Annotated in this window: 14 protein-coding genes; 4 read left to right on the top strand and 10 right to left on the bottom strand. The window is 53.2% G+C overall.

The annotated features are described in order from the left end of the window. Nucleotides 1-36: 36 nt before the first annotated feature. A complete protein-coding gene (locus Q2J34_RS00910; RefSeq protein WP_300969039.1) occupies nt 37-657 on the top strand; it encodes a hypothetical protein in 621 nt (206 codons plus the stop codon). A 99-nt stretch (nt 658-756) separates the two neighbouring features. Here Q2J34_RS00910 and rlmN read toward each other — a convergent pair whose 3' ends face one another. The 10 genes from rlmN to Q2J34_RS00860 all read right to left on the bottom strand — a co-directional run bounded on the left by rlmN (nt 757) and on the right by Q2J34_RS00860 (nt 13,468). Further along, the gene (gene rlmN / locus Q2J34_RS00905; RefSeq protein ID WP_300969038.1) at nt 757-1,782 is read right to left on the bottom strand and encodes a dual-specificity RNA methyltransferase RlmN; all 1,026 of its coding nucleotides are present in this window, start codon (nt 1,780-1,782) and stop codon (nt 757-759) included. A 13-nt stretch (nt 1,783-1,795) separates the two neighbouring features. Beyond that, entirely contained in the window at nt 1,796-3,973 is a 2,178-nt protein-coding gene (gene rnr, locus Q2J34_RS00900; RefSeq protein ID WP_300969037.1) for a ribonuclease R, read from the bottom strand. 34 nt (nt 3,974-4,007) lie between these two features. Then, entirely contained in the window at nt 4,008-4,952 is a 945-nt protein-coding gene (rsgA, locus tag Q2J34_RS00895; RefSeq protein ID WP_300969036.1) for a ribosome small subunit-dependent GTPase A, read from the bottom strand. Between the two features lie 164 nt (nt 4,953-5,116). After that, entirely contained in the window at nt 5,117-5,677 is a 561-nt protein-coding gene (gene frr, locus Q2J34_RS00890; RefSeq protein ID WP_300969035.1) for a ribosome recycling factor, read from the bottom strand. A gap of 31 nt (nt 5,678-5,708) precedes the next feature. Continuing rightward, the gene (gene pyrH, locus Q2J34_RS00885; protein WP_298889441.1) at nt 5,709-6,434 is read right to left on the bottom strand and encodes a UMP kinase; all 726 of its coding nucleotides are present in this window, start codon (nt 6,432-6,434) and stop codon (nt 5,709-5,711) included. Nucleotides 6,435-6,799: 365 nt separating this feature from the next. Beyond that, nucleotides 6,800-8,086, bottom strand: a complete 1,287-nt coding sequence (locus Q2J34_RS00880) for a lipopolysaccharide biosynthesis protein (RefSeq protein ID WP_300969034.1) — start codon at nt 8,084-8,086, stop codon at nt 6,800-6,802. A gap of 4 nt (nt 8,087-8,090) precedes the next feature. Next, nucleotides 8,091-8,936 carry a phosphatidate cytidylyltransferase gene (locus Q2J34_RS00875; RefSeq protein ID WP_298889436.1) on the bottom strand — a complete coding sequence of 282 codons (846 nt, stop codon included), beginning with the start codon at nt 8,934-8,936 and terminating at the stop codon, nt 8,091-8,093. A gap of 105 nt (nt 8,937-9,041) precedes the next feature. Further along, on the bottom strand, nt 9,042-11,195 hold the full coding sequence (ftsH, locus tag Q2J34_RS00870) for an ATP-dependent zinc metalloprotease FtsH (protein WP_298889434.1): 2,154 nt from the start codon (nt 11,193-11,195) through the stop codon (nt 9,042-9,044). Nucleotides 11,196-11,333: 138 nt separating this feature from the next. Next, entirely contained in the window at nt 11,334-12,488 is a 1,155-nt protein-coding gene (locus tag Q2J34_RS00865) for a sodium ion-translocating decarboxylase subunit beta (protein WP_298889432.1), read from the bottom strand. Between the two features lie 32 nt (nt 12,489-12,520). Beyond that, nucleotides 12,521-13,468 carry an OadG family transporter subunit gene (locus Q2J34_RS00860; RefSeq protein ID WP_300969033.1) on the bottom strand — a complete coding sequence of 316 codons (948 nt, stop codon included), beginning with the start codon at nt 13,466-13,468 and terminating at the stop codon, nt 12,521-12,523. 402 nt (nt 13,469-13,870) lie between these two features. Here Q2J34_RS00860 and Q2J34_RS00855 point away from each other — a divergent pair, with 402 nt between their 5' ends. The 3 genes from Q2J34_RS00855 to Q2J34_RS00845 all read left to right on the top strand — a co-directional run bounded on the left by Q2J34_RS00855 (nt 13,871) and on the right by Q2J34_RS00845 (nt 16,824). Next, a complete protein-coding gene (locus Q2J34_RS00855) occupies nt 13,871-14,290 on the top strand; it encodes a helix-turn-helix domain-containing protein (RefSeq protein WP_300969032.1) in 420 nt (139 codons plus the stop codon). 2 nt (nt 14,291-14,292) lie between these two features. Further along, complete coding sequence (locus Q2J34_RS00850) at nt 14,293-15,258, top strand: IS3 family transposase (protein WP_300969031.1); 966 nt, start codon at nt 14,293-14,295, stop codon at nt 15,256-15,258. A gap of 750 nt (nt 15,259-16,008) precedes the next feature. Beyond that, nucleotides 16,009-16,824 carry a hypothetical protein gene (locus tag Q2J34_RS00845; protein WP_300969030.1) on the top strand — a complete coding sequence of 272 codons (816 nt, stop codon included), beginning with the start codon at nt 16,009-16,011 and terminating at the stop codon, nt 16,822-16,824. Nucleotides 16,825-16,832: the final 8 nt, after the last annotated feature.

The following is a 16,832-nucleotide window of genomic DNA, read 5'->3' as shown; positions in this document are numbered from 1 at the left end:
AGTATTAACTTTGGGGCATAACCTAAAGACGTTACGATGATGACAGAACGACTGACACGGCTGATCCTTAGCACGATCTTACTAGCACTAAGCTTCCTTGGGCTAGTTGCTCAGGAGGTCGTGGTGTCTGGAGAGCCTGAGCCACCCACACCCGAAAAGCGCAACGAAGTACGACTGAATCTACATGCTCCGATACCTTATCAGGCTGTTGCGCTGGAGTATGAGCGTGCGGTGGCACTAGATGTGGGTGTAGGGGTTATGGCGAGCGCTTATTTTGGTAGTGATCGACTTAACGTCGTCCTTTTCCCTACAGCGGGTGTGATGCCTTATGGTCGCTGGTACTTTGGAGGCGTTTTGTTTTCTATGAAAAAACCTAATGCGGGCTTTTTCCTAGAGGCTAATAGCTCGATCGCTTACAACGATAACCTGCGCAATGTGCACTATGAATACTCTCCAGAAACGGGAAAGAGGGAGAAGCAGATCGAAGAGCGGAGCGGTATCTCGTGGGGCATAGGCCTAGGCGGGGGCTTCAAGCTGGTCACGCGTAGCAACTGGAGCGGTGAGATAAGCTGTCGTCTGGGACGTAATATCGTGAAGGTGAGTAAGTGGAACGTTGCTTACATATATCCCGCGATCTCTGTGGGCTACCGCTTCTAGCGGGTGTCTAGCTTTGGACGAAACAAAAAAGGTTCTAACCTCTCTTGTGAGGCTAGAACCTTTTGTCATAATGGGACTGTTGACTTTTGCAACAGGCTCTTATGCTCCTCGCTGCTCCTGGGTGCTAAGCATACCGCAGGCGGCACTGATGTCTTCGCCACGGGAGGTGCGGATGGTGGTCGGTATGCCCGCCTCGCAGAGCCGATCGCGGAGCCACTCCATGCGAGTCATATCGGAGCTGGGCAGGTCGATGTGCGGGATGCGGTGGTAGCGGATCAGGTTGACGTGGCAGTCGAGCTGTGCGAGTAAACGCTTGAGAGCTGCGAGGTGGCGGGGCGTGTCGTTGAGCCCTGAGAAGACGATATACTCGAAGGTGAGACGACGCTGATGGCTCCAGTCGTAGTGTCGTAGGAGTGCCACCGTGTCGGCAAGGGGCATGGCTCGCTCTACGGGCATAATGGATAAACGCTCCTCCGGCAGTGGGTTGTGCAGGCTGATCGCTAGATGGCAGGTGCACTCGTCCAAGAAACGCTCCAAGCCAGGGCGTAGGCCGATGGTCGAGACAGTGATGCGCTTAGGACTCATTGCCAGCCCCTGCGGATCGGTCAGACAGTGGATCACTTGTAGGAGCGTGTCTATATTGTCCATCGGCTCGCCCATTCCCATGAAGACGATGTTGGTCAACTCATTGACCTCAGGCACGGAGAGGATCTGGTTGAGGATTTCGCTTGCCGAGAGGTTAGCACCGAAGCCTTGCTTGCCCGTCATGCAGAAGAGACAGTTCATCTTGCAACCTCGCTGTGACGATACGCAGAGCGTGGCGCGGTCACCCTCGGGAATCATAACCGTCTCAACGAAGCCCCCACCAGCGGCAAAGAGGTACTTGACCGTGCCGTCTCGTGAAGTCTGCTGTAGATGAGGTGCCGCACGGCCTATCTCGTAGTGCGAGGCGAGCAGAGCGCGCGCCTTCTTGCTCAGATTGGTCATCTCGTCCCACGAGGAGACATGCTTCTGGTAGAGCCAGTCGGCGATCTGCCGACCTGTGTATTTGGGCAGTCCTAGGCCAACGGCTAGCTCCGTGAGTTGCGCAGGCGTCTTGCCGAGGATCTGGTGCGTTGCTGTCATGAGAGGGGGCGTATCAGACGAGGTCAAAGTCAAGCTGTCGCTGCTCTAGGTCGGCACGAGCGACACGTACGGTGATCGGGTCGCCTAGGTTGTAGCGCTTGCCGGTGCGTCGTCCACGGAGGCGGTAGTTCTTCTCGTCGTACTCGAAGTAGTCGTCCTCGAGCTTGCGGATCGGTATGAGTCCCTCGCAGTGCGACCCCTTGAGCTCCACATAAAGTCCCCACTCGGCGACGCCGCTGATGACTCCGTCGAAGACTTGTCCTATGCGAGCCTTCATATACTCCACCTGCTTGTACTTGATCGAGTCACGCTCTGCCTGTGTGGCTATCTGCTCCTGCTCGCTGCAGTGCTGGCACTGCTCCTCAAGCTTGCCCTTTGTCACAGAGCGACCGCCTGCGTAGTAGCGCGTCAGGAGACGGTGCACCATAAGGTCGGGGTAGCGACGAATGGGTGAGGTGAAGTGGGTGTAGAAAGCAAAGGAGAGTCCGTAGTGGCCGATGTTGTCAGGCGAGTACTCGGCACGGGTCATAGAGCGGATGGCGAGTGTCTCGATGAGGCTCTCCTCACGCTTTCCCTGGACGCTGTCGAGGAGCTTGTTGAAGGAGCGACTTACCTGACGATTCTCGCCACTGAGATTGACTTTGTAGCCGAACTTACCGGCAAAAGAAGCGAGCGCCATCAACTTCTCTTCGCTAGGCTGTGCGTGGACACGGTAGACGAAGTTCTTCGCCTTCTTGCCCTTGGCACGAACCTGCCCGATGTCCTCAGCAACAGTGCGATTGGCCAGAAGCATAAACTCCTCGATGAGGTGGTGTGACTCATTGTCTATCACCTCCTCGACCCCTGTGGGGCGACCCTTGGGGTCTAGTACGAAGCGCACCTCTTGGCTCTGGAACTTGATCGCACCCTCGTCAAAGCGGCGCTTGCGCAACTGCTGGGAGAGTTCGAAGAGTGGCTGAATGATCGCCTGCTGGGTGTCACTGCGTCCCTCGATCACATCCTGCGCCTCCTCGTAAGTCATGCGCTGATCGCTCCGGATCACTGTGCGACAGATGCGGTACTGCTGTACGTGCGCTGCATTGTCTAGCGTGAGGATACAGGAGTACGCGTACTTATCCTCGTTGGGGCGTAGCGAACAGAGATTGTTGCACAGTGCCTCGGGGAGCATCGGGATGGTGCGGTCCACGAGGTAAACGCTGGTGCCACGTGCGTAAGCCTCCTCGTCAATCTTGGACCCCTCGGTGACGAAGTAAGAGACATCGGCGATGTGAACGCCCACCTCGTGCCGGCCATCGCCGAGGTCACGGTAAGAGAGTGCATCGTCAAAGTCCTTAGCGTCGGCAGGGTCAATGGTAAGCGTCGGCACCTCGCGAAAGTCCTCTCGCTGCGCTAGCTGCTCTTGGGTTATCTCGCCCGAGAGTCGCTCTGCCTCGTCGATAGCAGCCTGTGGGTAGTCGTAGTCTATATTGTATTCGGTCAGTATGGCGCGCATCTCGGTGTCGTTGTCGCCCGCCTTGCCGAGAACCTTGAGGACACGTCCCGTGGGGATCTTGTCCGAGCTAGGCCACTCGGTGATAGCCACCTCTACCTTAGAGTCTCGCTGAGCACCGTTTAGTTCGCTGAGCGGGATCAGTATGTCGGTCGAGAGGGTGCGGTCTTCGGTGACGAAGATGGCCCAGTCCTTTTTGAATTCCAGTCGCCCGACGAAGGTGTGCTTTGACCGCTCAATGATATTGATCACCTCGCCCTCTAGGTCACCGCCCTGACGCTTAGCAAAGAGACGCGCCTGTACCCGGTCTCCGTTGAGCGCATGCATGGAGTTGCGCTCGGCGATGAAGATGCTCTTGCCATCCTCGTCAGAGATAAATGCGTTGCGTCCGTTAGAGCGACGCTCGAAGGTGCCGAAGAGCAGAGCTCCCGAGAGATTATAGCGATAGGTGCCTGGTTTGACCCGTGTGAGCGTGTCGTCCAGTTCCAGCACCTCGAGGATGCGGCTGATGGACTGGCGCATCGGTTGCTCCGTGATGCCGAGTTGCTTGGAGACCTGCTTGTAGTTCCACGTGTGGGTTGGGTTTGTGGCAAAGAGCTTGACGACGGCTCGTGTTAGTTCGTCGAGGTTAAGCCGCTTCGCGCCGGAGCGTTTGGTAGGGTTCTTCTTGGGTGTGTTTTTCTTTCTAGATGGTTTTGTCATAATCGTTTGGTTAATGTGTGTATGCGTTGTGGGCTTACTGCTCGGGTCGGTAGGGGCCGCTGTGCTCGTCCTGGAGGATGCTCAGATAGCTCTTGTAGCGCGAGGGGGCAATGCGTCCCTCTTCAAGCGCCTTGAGAACAGCGCAGCCTGGCTCGTGGAGGTGTGTGCAATTGGCAAAGCGGCAGTCGCTCGAATAGGCGAAGAACTCACGAAAGAAGTGGCTCGTGTCCTCTTCGCTCATCTCTAGCGTGCCAAAAGCTTTGATCCCGGGCGTATCGATGATCCAGCCCGAGTGCGGAGCCGGTAGCTGATACATCTCCGAGTAAGTAGTCGTGTGCTGCCCCGTCTCATAGAGCGAAGAGATAGCCTGCGTGGCTAGGTCTAGGTCGGGGATCAAACTGTTGAGTAGGGTCGACTTGCCCGTTCCAGAGTGCCCCGCGATGAGCGTGCATTTGCCATCGAGCAGGGACATGAGCGCGTCGGTGCCTTGATGTTGCAGTGCCGATATGGGGTGGCAGGGATAGCCCAGCGGGGTGTAGATTTCGGTCAATTCGCTCATCACCTCCTCCTCGTCGGGCTTGAGGTCGTCGACCTTGTTGATGAGGATCTCGGTGGGGATGCGGTACGCCTCTGCCGTGGCGAGGAAGCGATCGATGAATGTGTAGGAAGTGCGAGGGCGAGCAATGGTGACCATCAGGAGGGCTAGGTCAATGTTTGTCGCCAGGATGTGCGACTCTTTAGAGAGGTTGGTGGCGCGCCGTATGATGTAGTTGCGTCGTGGCTCGAGAGACTCTATATAGGAGACCTCCTGCTGTGGATCTGGCGTGAAGTGCACCCAGTCACCGACCACTACGGGGTTGGTGCTACGAATGCCCTGTATGCGCACCCGCCCTTTGATCAGGCAGGCGTAGACCCGATCCTCTTCGGGCACGTGCACTGCACAGTTATTGCCGATGACCTTGATGACTCTGCCTCGCATAGGGTAGGGGGAAATGGGGAAAATGTGAGCAAAGCCACAGCCCACAGCTTGAGAGGGGGAAGGGGGCAGCCGATGCGGAAACTAGTCTCTCCGCTCTGCCTGCCGTCTCAGGCTGTAGGTGTGACTTGCATAAGGGTGAAATGTGATAGGGAGGGGTAGGGAGGTTAGATCGTCATGATCTCTTTCTCCTTAGCTGCTAGAGCCTCCTCGACGCGACCGATGTACTTATCGTGGAGCTTCTGAGCGTCATTCTCCGTTTGCTTGATCGTATCCTCTGGTAGGTCCTCAGCTTTGACCGCTTTCTTTGCAGCGTCGATAGCGTCACGGCGTGCGTTGCGGATGCTGATCTTAGCCTCCTCGCTCTCAGCCTTGCACTGCTTGACCAGCTCCTTACGACGCTCCTCGGTGAGGGGCGGCATAGCGATGCGGATCATCTCGCCATTGTTCGTCGGTGTGATACCTAGGTTGGAGTCGAGGATACCCTTCTCGATGTCTTTGATGAGCTTCTTGTCCCACGGTGTGATAGTGAGCGTACGTGCATCGGGTACAGTCACTGTCGCAACCTGGTTGAGAGGCATCGGTGCCCCGTAAGCCTCGACGGTAATGTCGTCTAGTAGGACAGGATTGGCCTTGCCCGCACGTATGCGGTCTAGCTTGTCCTGAAGAAATTCGACAGCTTTGAGCATAGACTGCTCAGCAGGTTTGGTAAATTGGCTTGTACTCATATTTCGTTGTGATTGGTTTCTAGGTTATTGATTAGGAAACGATGGACCCTATCTCCTCGCCACGCATCACACGAGCCAGATTGCCCGTCGTATCCATGTCAAAGACGATGATTGGCAGGTGGTTCTCCTGACAAAGTGTCATAGCAGTCAGATCCATAATCCTGAGCCCACGGTCGTATACCTCTTGGTAGGTGAGACGAGAGAGCTTGGTCGCTGAGGGGTCGCGCTCAGGATCGGCTGTGTAGATGCCGTCGACTCGGGTGCCCTTGAGCATGATGTCAGCTTGTAGCTCTATGCCACGGAGTGCTGAGGCAGAGTCTGTGGTAAAGAACGGATTGCCCGTGCCGCCAGCGATGAAGACGATATGCCCCTGCGCCAGCAGTTGGCGAGCCGTGAGCGCATCGTAGTAGCGCGCGTAAGGCTCCATCGGTGTACTGGTCATGACGACCGCCCGAGGGGTGCCTTGTATAGAGGGGCACTGCGCATTGATCGCTGCACTGATGGCGAGCGCATTGATGACCGTGGCGAGCATGCCCATACGGTCGCCCGATACACGGTCCAGCCCTTCGGCAGAGCCTGCCATGCCTCGGAATATGTTGCCACCGCCCACGACGATAGCCACCTCGACGCCCATATCGCTGATCTCGATGATCTGCGAGGCGTAGTCGTGGAGCCGTGTCGTGTCGATGCCTTGCTTAGAGCCCGCTGCGAGCGACTCGCCGCTGAGCTTGAGTAGTACTCGTTTGTATTGAGCCATAATGGTCTTATCTCATTGTATCCTCTACAAAGATAGACAAAAAGTGCTTAGCAGTAAAGCGAAGCAGTAAGGCGAGCGCACTTTAGTCGCTCTATAAAGTCAAAATAAGAAGGCTAAAAGAGGCGAACTCTCCTTAGTGATCAATGGTTCCCTCGGAGGAAACTCCAGTTTCATAGGTAAGAAACTCCAGTGCCAACGGGTGTTGGCACTACAGTTCCATCAGTTGGAACCAAGCTTAAACGCAGATTGAGCCGTTCGCAGATATGGGGGAATTTGCGACTGGTACGGACGATAGGTCGACTAACGAAAAAGGGCGGACACATCTGTCCGCCCTTAGTAGGAGTATTGGGTTATGATTTCGTTCGCTAGCCGTTGCTCTGCTGCAGCTGCTGGTCGTGTCGGCGCAAGAGGTAGAGGAGCCAGCCCCCGTAGAGTAGGTGGTAGAGTGCGATGACTAGGTAGTAAGTGGAGACGGTCTCGGCGAAGGGTGCGCGCAAGACGTAGATAAGTAGCACCAGGAGGGCAACCTGCAGGAAGAGGTTGAGCAGTTGGATCTGTAGGTGCGCTCTTTGCCGCCCGATGATGTCGGGGATGACGTTGATGATGGAGGTGAAGAAGAAGACGAGCAGGTAAACGAGCATAGCGCGTATGATCTCTGTGCAGGCTGCGTACTCGGGAGCTAAAAACCAGCGAACTAGATAAGGCATAGCCCACCAAAGGAGTAGGAGCGTGGGGATGCCTGCCACGAGCGTTAGCATGAGCAGCGGGCGGACGAGCGGTCGCCAGGGTGCCTGCGCATGGTGTGCTACGGAGAGACGGTTGAAGTAGACCTGACTGACGCTATCTGCGATGAGCTGTATGGGACGGCGTGCCAGCATAGTTGCCATAGTGACTAGTCCTATCTCGACGGTGGTGTAGCCTAGCGGTAGCATGAGGATCAGGATTGACCCGAGGAGGGTGGTGATGGCTGCCTGAGGAAGGCTAAAGAGGGGGAAGGCTCTGTACTTTCGAGCCACTTGCCCGAGCTCTCTATGACTGCTTGGGGTCTTGGTTTGTCTGCTGTGTTTGAGGGGTCGCAGGAGTGGAATGATCGCGAGCAATGTCGAGGCTATTTGGGCGCCCCACAAGCTCCAGACGGAGGGAGAAAGGAGTCCGAAGCCCACTTTGAGTCCATTATTGCCCAGTCCCTGCACTGCTTTGCTGGTGGCGATGCGCTTGAAGTGACCTAGGCTTAGCGCGTAGTTGCTGAGTGTAGCGCACAGTCCCAAGGTGCAGACGACGGGTGGAATGAGCCAGAGCTTGCCCTGCAGGGTAGCGTAGCGGGTGGTGCCGATCCATGGCTCGAAGGCTAGGGTGAGGGCGAGTAGAGCGAGCGTCACTAGAGCTGTAATCCAAAGGGTGAGGCGTAGCAAGTGGCTTCGCTCTAAGGGCTCTTGGCAAACGACGATAGCCTGATCGTAGCGTCCCCCCACGGCGATGCTGAGTAGCGTGGCGATGGAGAGGATGAGTGCTAGGTCGCCTAGCGTGTCTGGTGTGTATAGTCTACTGACCCACGGTAAGAGAAGTAGGGCTATCAGCTGTACCCCGACGCTGACAGAGAGGAGTAGACCGCTGTCGGCTAGTATGGAGCGTAGTGATCGGGGCACTTTCACAGCTTTAGTATAGATCGAGGAAGGCTAGGAGCAGGTAGACGGCTGGCACCGCTAGGAGCAGGCTGTCTATGCGGTCGAGTATGCCTCCGTGACCTGGGATGAGCTTGCCCGAATCCTTGACGCCAGCCTGACGCTTGAGACTGCTCTCGAAGAGGTCGCCAATGGTACCAAAGATGGCGACCACTGCAGCGATGAGCAAGATGCTCAGCCAGCTTAGCTCTGGGAATAAAAGCAGACGCAAGACGACTGCTGAGAGGAGGACGAGGAGGAGACCTCCGATGGAGCCTTCGACGCTTTTCTTTGGTGAGATGTTGGGAGCCAGTCTCCTTTTGCCCCAACGTGAGCCGACGAGGTATGCGCCCGTGTCATTGACCCATATAAAGATGAAGATGGCGAGGAGGAGCAGCCCGTTGTACTGCGTCATGGAGGTGAAAGGGTCGACCACAAGCGTTAGTCTGATGGTCAGCGCAAGGGGGACGGCTATGTAGAGCTGGCCTATGACACTGTTGCCGAGGCTCGGGAGCATAGCCTGATGTGGAAGAAATGTGGAGCGACAGACCACATAGAGCAGGTAGAGCAGGTAAGGGAGGAAGATGCCTATGCCGTGACTGATTGCCATGCCATACTGCGCCGTGGCATAGAGGAGCCAGACGGCGGCTGCGCAGTCGAGTACGATGCGGAAGATGTAGGGGCGGTTGACGCCGGTGAGTCTGTTGAACTCGATGATCCCTGCCACGGCAAAGACGGAGAGCAAGAGCCACAATCCCCACACCATGGAGAGTAATAGGACTAGCACGATGAGTGCTACGTAGACAGTGCCCGAGATAAGGCGAGTGGTAAAGGTCGACATGGTAGCGTTGTATTCAGTGGTTGTCGTGTGTTAGGTAGAGCTTAATAAGTTAGTCGGACAGAGATGCTCAGCGAGTGAGTATCTCTGTCCGACTTCTAGATAGGACTATTCGTGATCTGTAGGCTCCTCATCCTTTTTTTCATCTGAGGGAGCGGGGGTAGGCTGATCCTCCTCCTCTTTCTCTTCTGAGGATGTGGGCGTAGGCTGATCCTCCTCCTTTTTAATATAGGGCGGGGGAGTGGCACTAGCGAGTCGCTTGGCGCGCGCAGCCTCGTTGAGCGCATCCAGCTCATCCGAGCGAGAGATCCACTGACGCTTGCCGAGGATCGTCTCCACATCTTCCGTGTAGATTACCTCACGCTCTAGGAGTAGTTGCGCTAGCTGGTGATGCTGCTCGGCATACTGTGTCAGGATCTCCTTGGCACGGGCATACTGTGTGGCAATGAGCTTGGAAACCTCCTGATCGATGATGACTGCCGTCTCCTCACTGTACGGCTTTTGGAAGGTATAGCCGTCGCTCTGCGAGTCAGCATAGTTGAGGTTGGGAAGCTTGTCACTCATACCATAGTAGGTGATCATGGCGTAAGCGAGCTTGGTGACACGCTCTAGGTCGTTGGCGGCACCTGTTGAGATGCGATTGAGGAATAGCTCCTCAGCAGCACGACCGCCCAGCAGCGAGCAGAGCTCGTCGAGGAGTACCTGCGTGTGGGTGATCTGTCGCTCCTCTGGCATATACCAAGCGGCACCAAGAGCCTTGCCACGAGGCACGATGGTGACCTTGACTAGGGGGTTGCCATACTCCGTCATCCAGCTGATGGTGGCGTGACCCGCCTCGTGGATGGCTATGCTGCGACGCTCGTCCTCGGTGATGATCTTGTTCTTCTTCTCCAGACCTCCGATGATACGATCCACGGCATCCATGAAGTCTTGCTTTTCGATCGCCTGCTTGTCGTGGCGGGCCGCTATGAGTGCTGCCTCGTTGCAGACGTTTGCTATGTCTGCTCCCGAGAATCCTGGCGTCTGTCGTGCCAGCTGATCCACCGATACGTCTGGGCCTAGTTTGAGCCCCTTCATGTGTACGAGGAAGATCTCCTTGCGGTCGTTCAGGTCGGGTAGGTCTACGTAGATCTGACGGTCGAAGCGACCGGCACGTAGGAGTGCCTTGTCGAGGATGTCCACACGGTTAGTCGCTGCGAGGATGATCACGCCGCTATTGCCGTCGAAGCCGTCCATCTCGGTGAGGAGCTGATTGAGCGTGTTCTCCCGCTCGTCATTACTGCTGAAGCCAGCGTTCTTGCTTCGTGCACGCCCCACAGCATCGATCTCGTCGATGAAGATGATACAGGGCGACTTCTCCTTAGCTTGCTTGAAGAGGTCACGGACGCGTGAAGCTCCTACACCGACGAACATCTCCACGAAGTCTGATCCTGAGATCGAGAAGAAAGGCACGTGTGCCTCGCCAGCGACCGCCTTCGCAAAGAGCGTCTTACCAGTGCCTGGAGGACCCACGAGGAGTGCACCCTTGGGAATTTTACCGCCCAGCTTGGTGTACTTGTCTGGGTTCTTGAGGAACTCGACAATCTCCTGTAGCTCTTGCTTAGCTTCGTGGAGTCCTGCCACATCGTCAAAGGTGACGTGCGACTCATTCTTGTCATAAAGCTTAGCCTTGGACTTGCCCACGTTAAAGACTCCGCCAGGGCCACCATTCTTACCATCAGGACCAGCGCTCATACGCCGGAAGATCCATATCCAGAAGACAAGAAGCAGAATCAACGGAGCCCAGTTGGCTAGCATGAGCCAAAAGTTCATGCCGTCGGTCTTATACTTGACATCTATGGTGACCTCCTCCCTTTGGACAAACTCGTCAAAGCGATCTACCGACGGCAGGGTACACTTGACCTGATACTGAGCTTTAGTAATACTAAAAGGGAAGCTCCGCTGCTCTAGATTCTGTAGCTCCTGCTCGCTGTAGACCATGCTCACCTTCTTAGGATTGAGCGTAGCGACAGCGACACCCTTGGTGCGGTTGACCTCCACCTTGGTGGCGACCTCCTTGCGGAGCAATTGCTGAAACTCCGTCCAGTCTACCTCCTTATTATTAGTAGGTTGCTCAGACGGCAGGAAGAAGAGCATCCCCAAGATCAGTATGGCCGACAGGTAGAGCCACATCGGATTAAAGCGACGCTTGCCACGTCGTGGGTCCGATCCCTGCGGGTTAGGTGTGGGAGTACCCAGAGGGTTTTTAATATGCTTATTCATCAATAGAGTTCTTTCTAGTTCATCTCTCAAAAAGCGTACCACAATCTACCTCGCAGACCTATTGGCACACCTTTGCTCGCAAAGGTACAAAATAACCCTCTAGAGACTTTGTGTCTCAGCGGGGTGCTTGTTAGAGCTTTAGGAGAGGAAGCCGAGGAGGACACCCGCAGCTACGGCTGAGCCGATGACGCCTGCCACGTTAGGACCCATCGCATGCATCAGCAGGTAGTTCGTTCGGTCGTACTTGACGCCCTCGATCTGCGAGATACGAGCCGAGTCAGGAACAGCCGATACACCCGCATTGCCGATCAGCGGATTGATCTTGTTGCCCTCCTTGAGGAAGAGGTTCATCAATTTGACAAAGAGTACCCCCGAGCAGGTGGCTATGATAAAGGAGAGCGCACCGAGCATAAAGATCTTCACCGAGTCGAGCGTAAGGAAGTGCGTGGCCTGCGTCGAGGCTCCTACCGTCACACCGAGGAGGATCGTGACGATGTCGATGAGCGGCTCACGAGCTGTACGAGCTAGACGGTCGCACACGCCACTCTCCTTGAGGATGTTGCCGAAGAAAAGCATTCCCAGTAGAGGTAGACCAGAGGGCACGAGGAATCCCGTCAAGAGAAGTCCGAAGATAGGGAAGAGGATACGCTCTACACGAGACACCTTGCGGGGCGCCTTCATTCTGATGCGTCGCTCCTTATTAGTAGTCAGCAGACGCATGAAGGGCGGCTGTATGATCGGCACCAGAGCCATGTAGGAGTAGGCCGAGACTGCGATAGCGCCGAGTAGATCGGGAGCTAGCTTCGACGAGAGGAAGATAGCCGTTGGGCCATCAGCACCTCCGATGATACCGATAGCACCCGCAGCATTTGGCTCGAATCCCAGCTGCAAGGCGATCATATAGGCACCAAAGATGCCAAACTGCGCAGCTGCGCCGACCAGCATCAGTTTAGGATTAGAGATCAGCGCCGAGAAGTCCGTCATCGCCCCGATGCCGAGGAAGATCAGTGGCGGGTACCACCCCTGTCTCACCCCTTGGTAGAGGATGTTGAGGACAGAGCCCTCCTCATAAATGCCGATCTGCAAGCCTGCATCCTTAAAGGGGATATTGCCGATCAGCATACCAAAGCCAATGGGGATCAAGAGCAGTGGCTCGAACCTAAAGCGTATGCCTAGGAAGATAAATAGAGCACCGACCAATATCATGATCACGTGACCCGTCGTCACATTGGCAAAGCCGGTGTAAGTAGAGAAGATCTCTATATTTTCAACAAGGAAGTTCCAGAAGTTCATAAGGCTATCTTGTTAATCGCTTAGGTCTAATGTTACGCTTTCAGTCGCTTACAGTCCACCGTAGGCCTCATCATCTGTGTCTTATCACTCCACGGGGTGTAAGGCAGCGTGCGGGGACGTATTGTCAGCCGTCCAGGAGCCTCGCCACCGCCCATCTCGAGCTCGCTCGTCAGAGCCAGTGAGATAGCGACAGCCACGAGCGGATCTTCGGTCGTGCTAGTTGCTACCGTAGGCTCTTGATGTGGTCGATTGTGTAGACTCTCTTGACGCGCTTCGATACGCATGGCTACGATTCCGACTAGCTTATAGGCCAAGAAGAGGATCAGTAAGCCTAAGAAGACTACCAGCATAGCGGTGACAGTCATCACAAAGCCGTTGGGATCAGCCTCTTGTAGGCGGTCTATCTTCTCGTTTTTGTCCTTGACCACATTGTTTGATCCAGGCGTCGTGTGCTGTGTGATATGCCATGCCTCGGCAGCTACAGTTGTACGCACCCCGTCATCGATACGAGCGTAAGAGTTGTTGGCGGGGATCGCTGCTGGCACCTCTACCTCATCGATGATGGTGCTCCCATCGTTGCTAATCAAGGCTAGATAGTGAGAGACATTAGGTGCTAGGGTAAAGTTCAGATGAAAGGTGCCTCGCAGTGGCATTTCATCAGCAAAGAAGACAACGCTCTGTCGTGGCTTAATAGCTGTCAGCACATCCCCTTTAGGGATCATATACTTCTTGAGATTTTGCGGATCATCAGTCAGGAAGCAGCCCGCTAGGTCTATCGACCCCGCAGAGGAGTTGTAGATTTCGATCCACGGGCTACGCTTCCCGTAGCTGTCTATGTAGTTATCTACATTATCTATCATCACCTCATTGATCCGAGCCGCTGTGACACTCTGTGCTGAGAGCGGGAGGGAGGCCCATAGGGTGGCTATGGTAGAGAGCAGAAGTAGTCTCTGTAAAGTAGGTAGTGTGACTCGTTGCATAAGCTCACATATATATCGCTAAGATTAGACCACCAAAGGTACGTTTTCTTTGGCAAAGTACGAGCATGGTTTGGAGCAACTTTAGGACTGACGTACTATATAATGAGCTCATCGACCTCTCTACTTCTCGTCTGTCGCTGATGTGTAGCCCCTGACAGAGCGATTATGATGCGTCTGCCATCTCTGGGTAAATTCGATACCGGCTTGTTACAATAATTTAGAGCTGACTACATATCGACACGGCACCGTGTCGGGAAAAACTGATTTCCACGTGGATATTTCGAAATCCCCACGTGGAGAATAAAAAATTCCTCGGAGGAATGAAATGAAACTTCGGAAGAATCAAATGAAACTTCGGAGGTGTCTTACCCTGAAAAAAGTTGACTCGTAAGTAATATAACTATGAGTACAATGAAACAGACAAAAGACACGAAGTCGAAGCCCACGAAGGGATCAACAAATCGCCGAACCAAGGGACATGCCACAACGGCCGAACGGCTTGAGGCACTCAAGCGCTACTACGTAAATGGCTATTCAATCAAGATTCTAGCGAGCCAGTATCAGGTAACATCATGTACGATTCGCAATTGGATTCGTATCTTTGAGCAAGAAAACCCTGAAGTGGCTAAAGCTATGAACAAAAAGAGAATACCCCCACGATGCACCCCCTCTGAGGAACTCAGCAAGGACGACTATGTCGCTCTGAAAGCACGTATCATGGAGCTCGAAAAAGCTCTTGACCAAGCCTGCTTAGAGCGAGATGTCTTCAAGACCTGCTTGGAGGTGTACAGCATCGATGAGCAAAAAAAAAATGGCCACTAGTTGTGACAGCCGTGAAAGATCAATATGAACATCCAATCAAGCAGGTCTGCAAGGCACTGAACAAGAGTCCACAAGCCTATTACAAGTACCTCAAGTCCGACACGCCCTTGAGAGAATCTGAGCTTGAGTTTATAGTGATAAGCTATATTGTGGAAGCACGTAAAAGCAATCCAGGTATTGGAGGCGTATCGCTTTGGATGCAGTATTGCAGGGAGTGGGGAGCCCGCTATCCCGTTGGCAGAGATAAGTTTGTGAGCTACATACGCAAGCACAAGCTCTACGTCCGCATACCGAGGCGCTACAAAGCTCCCCGCACCACGGACTCCAACCACGACCAGCCCACCTACCCCAACCTCGTTCGGGACCTTATCCCCGATGGTCCAAATCAGGTGTGGAGCAGCGACATCACCTACATCCCCTTGGAGCGAGGGGACAACAGGGTTGAGTTCTGCTTCTTATCCCTGATTTTGGATAACTATACGAAGGAGATTGTGGGCTATAGTCTAGGGGACAGTCTCGCCTCAGAATATCCCTGCGAGGCACTAAAGCAAGCCCTCAAGCGGATCCCCCAAAAGGACGCTTCCGATCTCATCCACCACTCCGACAGAGGCACTCAATATGCCAGTCGGCAGTACACTAAGATGCTCAATAAAAGAGGAATACAAATCAGCATGACGGAGTCAGGAGACCCCAAAGAGAACTCCCAGTCAGAGCGGGTGAACAGCACCATTAAGAATGAATTCTTAAAGGGCAAAGTGTTCCGTAACATTGATGAGGCAAATCGCGCAATCAGCAAAGCTATAGAGACTTACAACACCATTCGCCCCCATATGAGCATCGACTATATGACCCCACAAGAAGCTAGGGAATGTACGGGTCCCCTGAAGAAACGATGGCGCAGCTATCGTGAAGACGCAATTCAGAAAGCTCGAAAAGACAAAGAGTCAAAGGAGCTAGTAACCAACTAAATAGAACTTATTTCAGCAAAGAGAGAAGAGACTGGATTTTTCATTTTCAATCGGAACACAAAGAGCGGCAATGCACCTGACACACCAAACGCCCTCCGCTCTGCTACAGGCATTTGGCTTAGTCAGTTGCATTACCGACGGGGTGTTTATCCGATTTGAATAAGAAAAAAAAAACAAGCCCGGGGTATACCACGAAAAACTACCCCAAACTACCAGAGTCAACTAAAATCAGTATCTTTGAAAAGTCGAGACAACTCATTCTAGTTTGACGACGAAAACGATGTCAACCGACATCCGTTTTAACAAAAAAAAAGTCAACCATTTTCAGGGAACCACAAGGAATCAAAACGCCCCCACGTGGAAAATAAAAAATATCCACGTGGAGATTTGAGATTCCCCACGTGGATATTCGAGAAAGGAGGGTGTCGGACGAATTTCCATGTAAAGATATGTAAATAGGGGTTGGAGGTTAGAGATTAGAAGTTAGAGGGCAGGGGTGACACACTATATAGTGACCTCATCTATGCCTTGCTTGTCGCTCATGTGTCGCTCCTAGCAGAGTGTTTATAATGCGTCAGCCCAGGGATCAACGTACATTTCACCCGCTAATGCATTATATACAGTATATACAGTGCGTCAGCCCTGGACGTATTCCCCCAACACTCACAATAGTAACGCTAAAGCCGTATCTTTGTGTACTATATAATAAGTTGAGTGATAAGGCGAAAAATGCAAATGATGAAATATACTATGAAGAAAATCGTGTTGATTTGTTTGATGGTTTTAGTGGTCATTTTGATTCCTGTTGTTATTAACGTTTTAGTTTCAATCCCAGTACTCGAAAGGTGCTCTTACCCTGTTGTTGGCAAGCCTGTAGATTGGCTGTATTTTGGGGCAAGTTATTTGGGGACTATAGCTTCTTTTGTCATGATCTTTTATACAGCGAAGAGTCTTAGACAAAATCAAAGACAGCTAGCAGAAATGAAAAGACAGTGGAATGAAGAGCATAGGGCAAGACTGGTCTTTTCATTAGCAGACAAAGAAGGGGACATAGTCCTGAAGGTCTCAAATGTGGGTCAAGAGGCTGCGCGTAATGTGAATTTGAAGTTTTCAGATGCGTTTATAGACTCTCTATTTGTTCAGTACATACGAGATGTTTATGTCGGTCTTAAGGATAAGTTCTTTACGGTTGGTGCTGGTGAGGATAAATTTTTTATGCTATCTAGCAATTGGGGCAATAATGGAGTAGTACAATTCTATGTGACGAAAGAGGAGGTAAAGAGTACTGAGTTTATTGACTGGCTGAATAGTCATCGTAGCATGCCAATAGAATTCACAGGATCTTACAGATCACACAGTGAGGTATACTCTATAAATGAAACCTTGAAGATTGAAGACTATTTCTTTGGCTCCCTGGTCGTACGGGACGACTTAACAAATGCTGTTATAGCTATTCGGAAAGGACTAGTACAGGGTAAAGATCAAGACTCTACTATCCAAAAGAGTTTGGACACCATTGCAACGATATTAAAACAAAATCAAGAAGCTAGGGTAGGCCACCTTTGATGCGGATG

The sequence above is a fragment of the Porphyromonas vaginalis genome, from assembly GCF_958301595.1.
Taxonomy (GTDB): domain Bacteria; phylum Bacteroidota; class Bacteroidia; order Bacteroidales; family Porphyromonadaceae; genus Porphyromonas; species Porphyromonas vaginalis.
The sequence above is the reverse complement of the archived record's forward strand: the minus strand, read 5'-3'. Positions and strand labels throughout refer to the sequence as shown.

Coding starts and splice junctions, on each gene's coding strand:
- Q2J34_RS00845 (WP_300969030.1), top strand. CDS start 16,009: ATGAAGAAAATCGTGTTGATTTGTTTGATGGTTTTAGTGGTCATTTTG.
- rnr (WP_300969037.1), bottom strand. CDS start 3,973: ATGACAAAACCATCTAGAAAGAAAAACACACCCAAGAAGAACCCTACC.
- ftsH (WP_298889434.1), bottom strand. CDS start 11,195: ATGAATAAGCATATTAAAAACCCTCTGGGTACTCCCACACCTAACCCG.
- Q2J34_RS00865 (WP_298889432.1), bottom strand. CDS start 12,488: ATGAACTTCTGGAACTTCCTTGTTGAAAATATAGAGATCTTCTCTACT.
- Q2J34_RS00910 (WP_300969039.1), top strand. CDS start 37: ATGATGACAGAACGACTGACACGGCTGATCCTTAGCACGATCTTACTA.
- pyrH (WP_298889441.1), bottom strand. CDS start 6,434: ATGGCTCAATACAAACGAGTACTACTCAAGCTCAGCGGCGAGTCGCTC.
- rlmN (WP_300969038.1), bottom strand. CDS start 1,782: ATGACAGCAACGCACCAGATCCTCGGCAAGACGCCTGCGCAACTCACG.
- Q2J34_RS00855 (WP_300969032.1), top strand. CDS start 13,871: ATGAGTACAATGAAACAGACAAAAGACACGAAGTCGAAGCCCACGAAG.
- Q2J34_RS00860 (WP_300969033.1), bottom strand. CDS start 13,468: ATGCAACGAGTCACACTACCTACTTTACAGAGACTACTTCTGCTCTCT.
- frr (WP_300969035.1), bottom strand. CDS start 5,677: ATGAGTACAAGCCAATTTACCAAACCTGCTGAGCAGTCTATGCTCAAA.
- Q2J34_RS00875 (WP_298889436.1), bottom strand. CDS start 8,936: ATGTCGACCTTTACCACTCGCCTTATCTCGGGCACTGTCTACGTAGCA.
- rsgA (WP_300969036.1), bottom strand. CDS start 4,952: ATGCGAGGCAGAGTCATCAAGGTCATCGGCAATAACTGTGCAGTGCAC.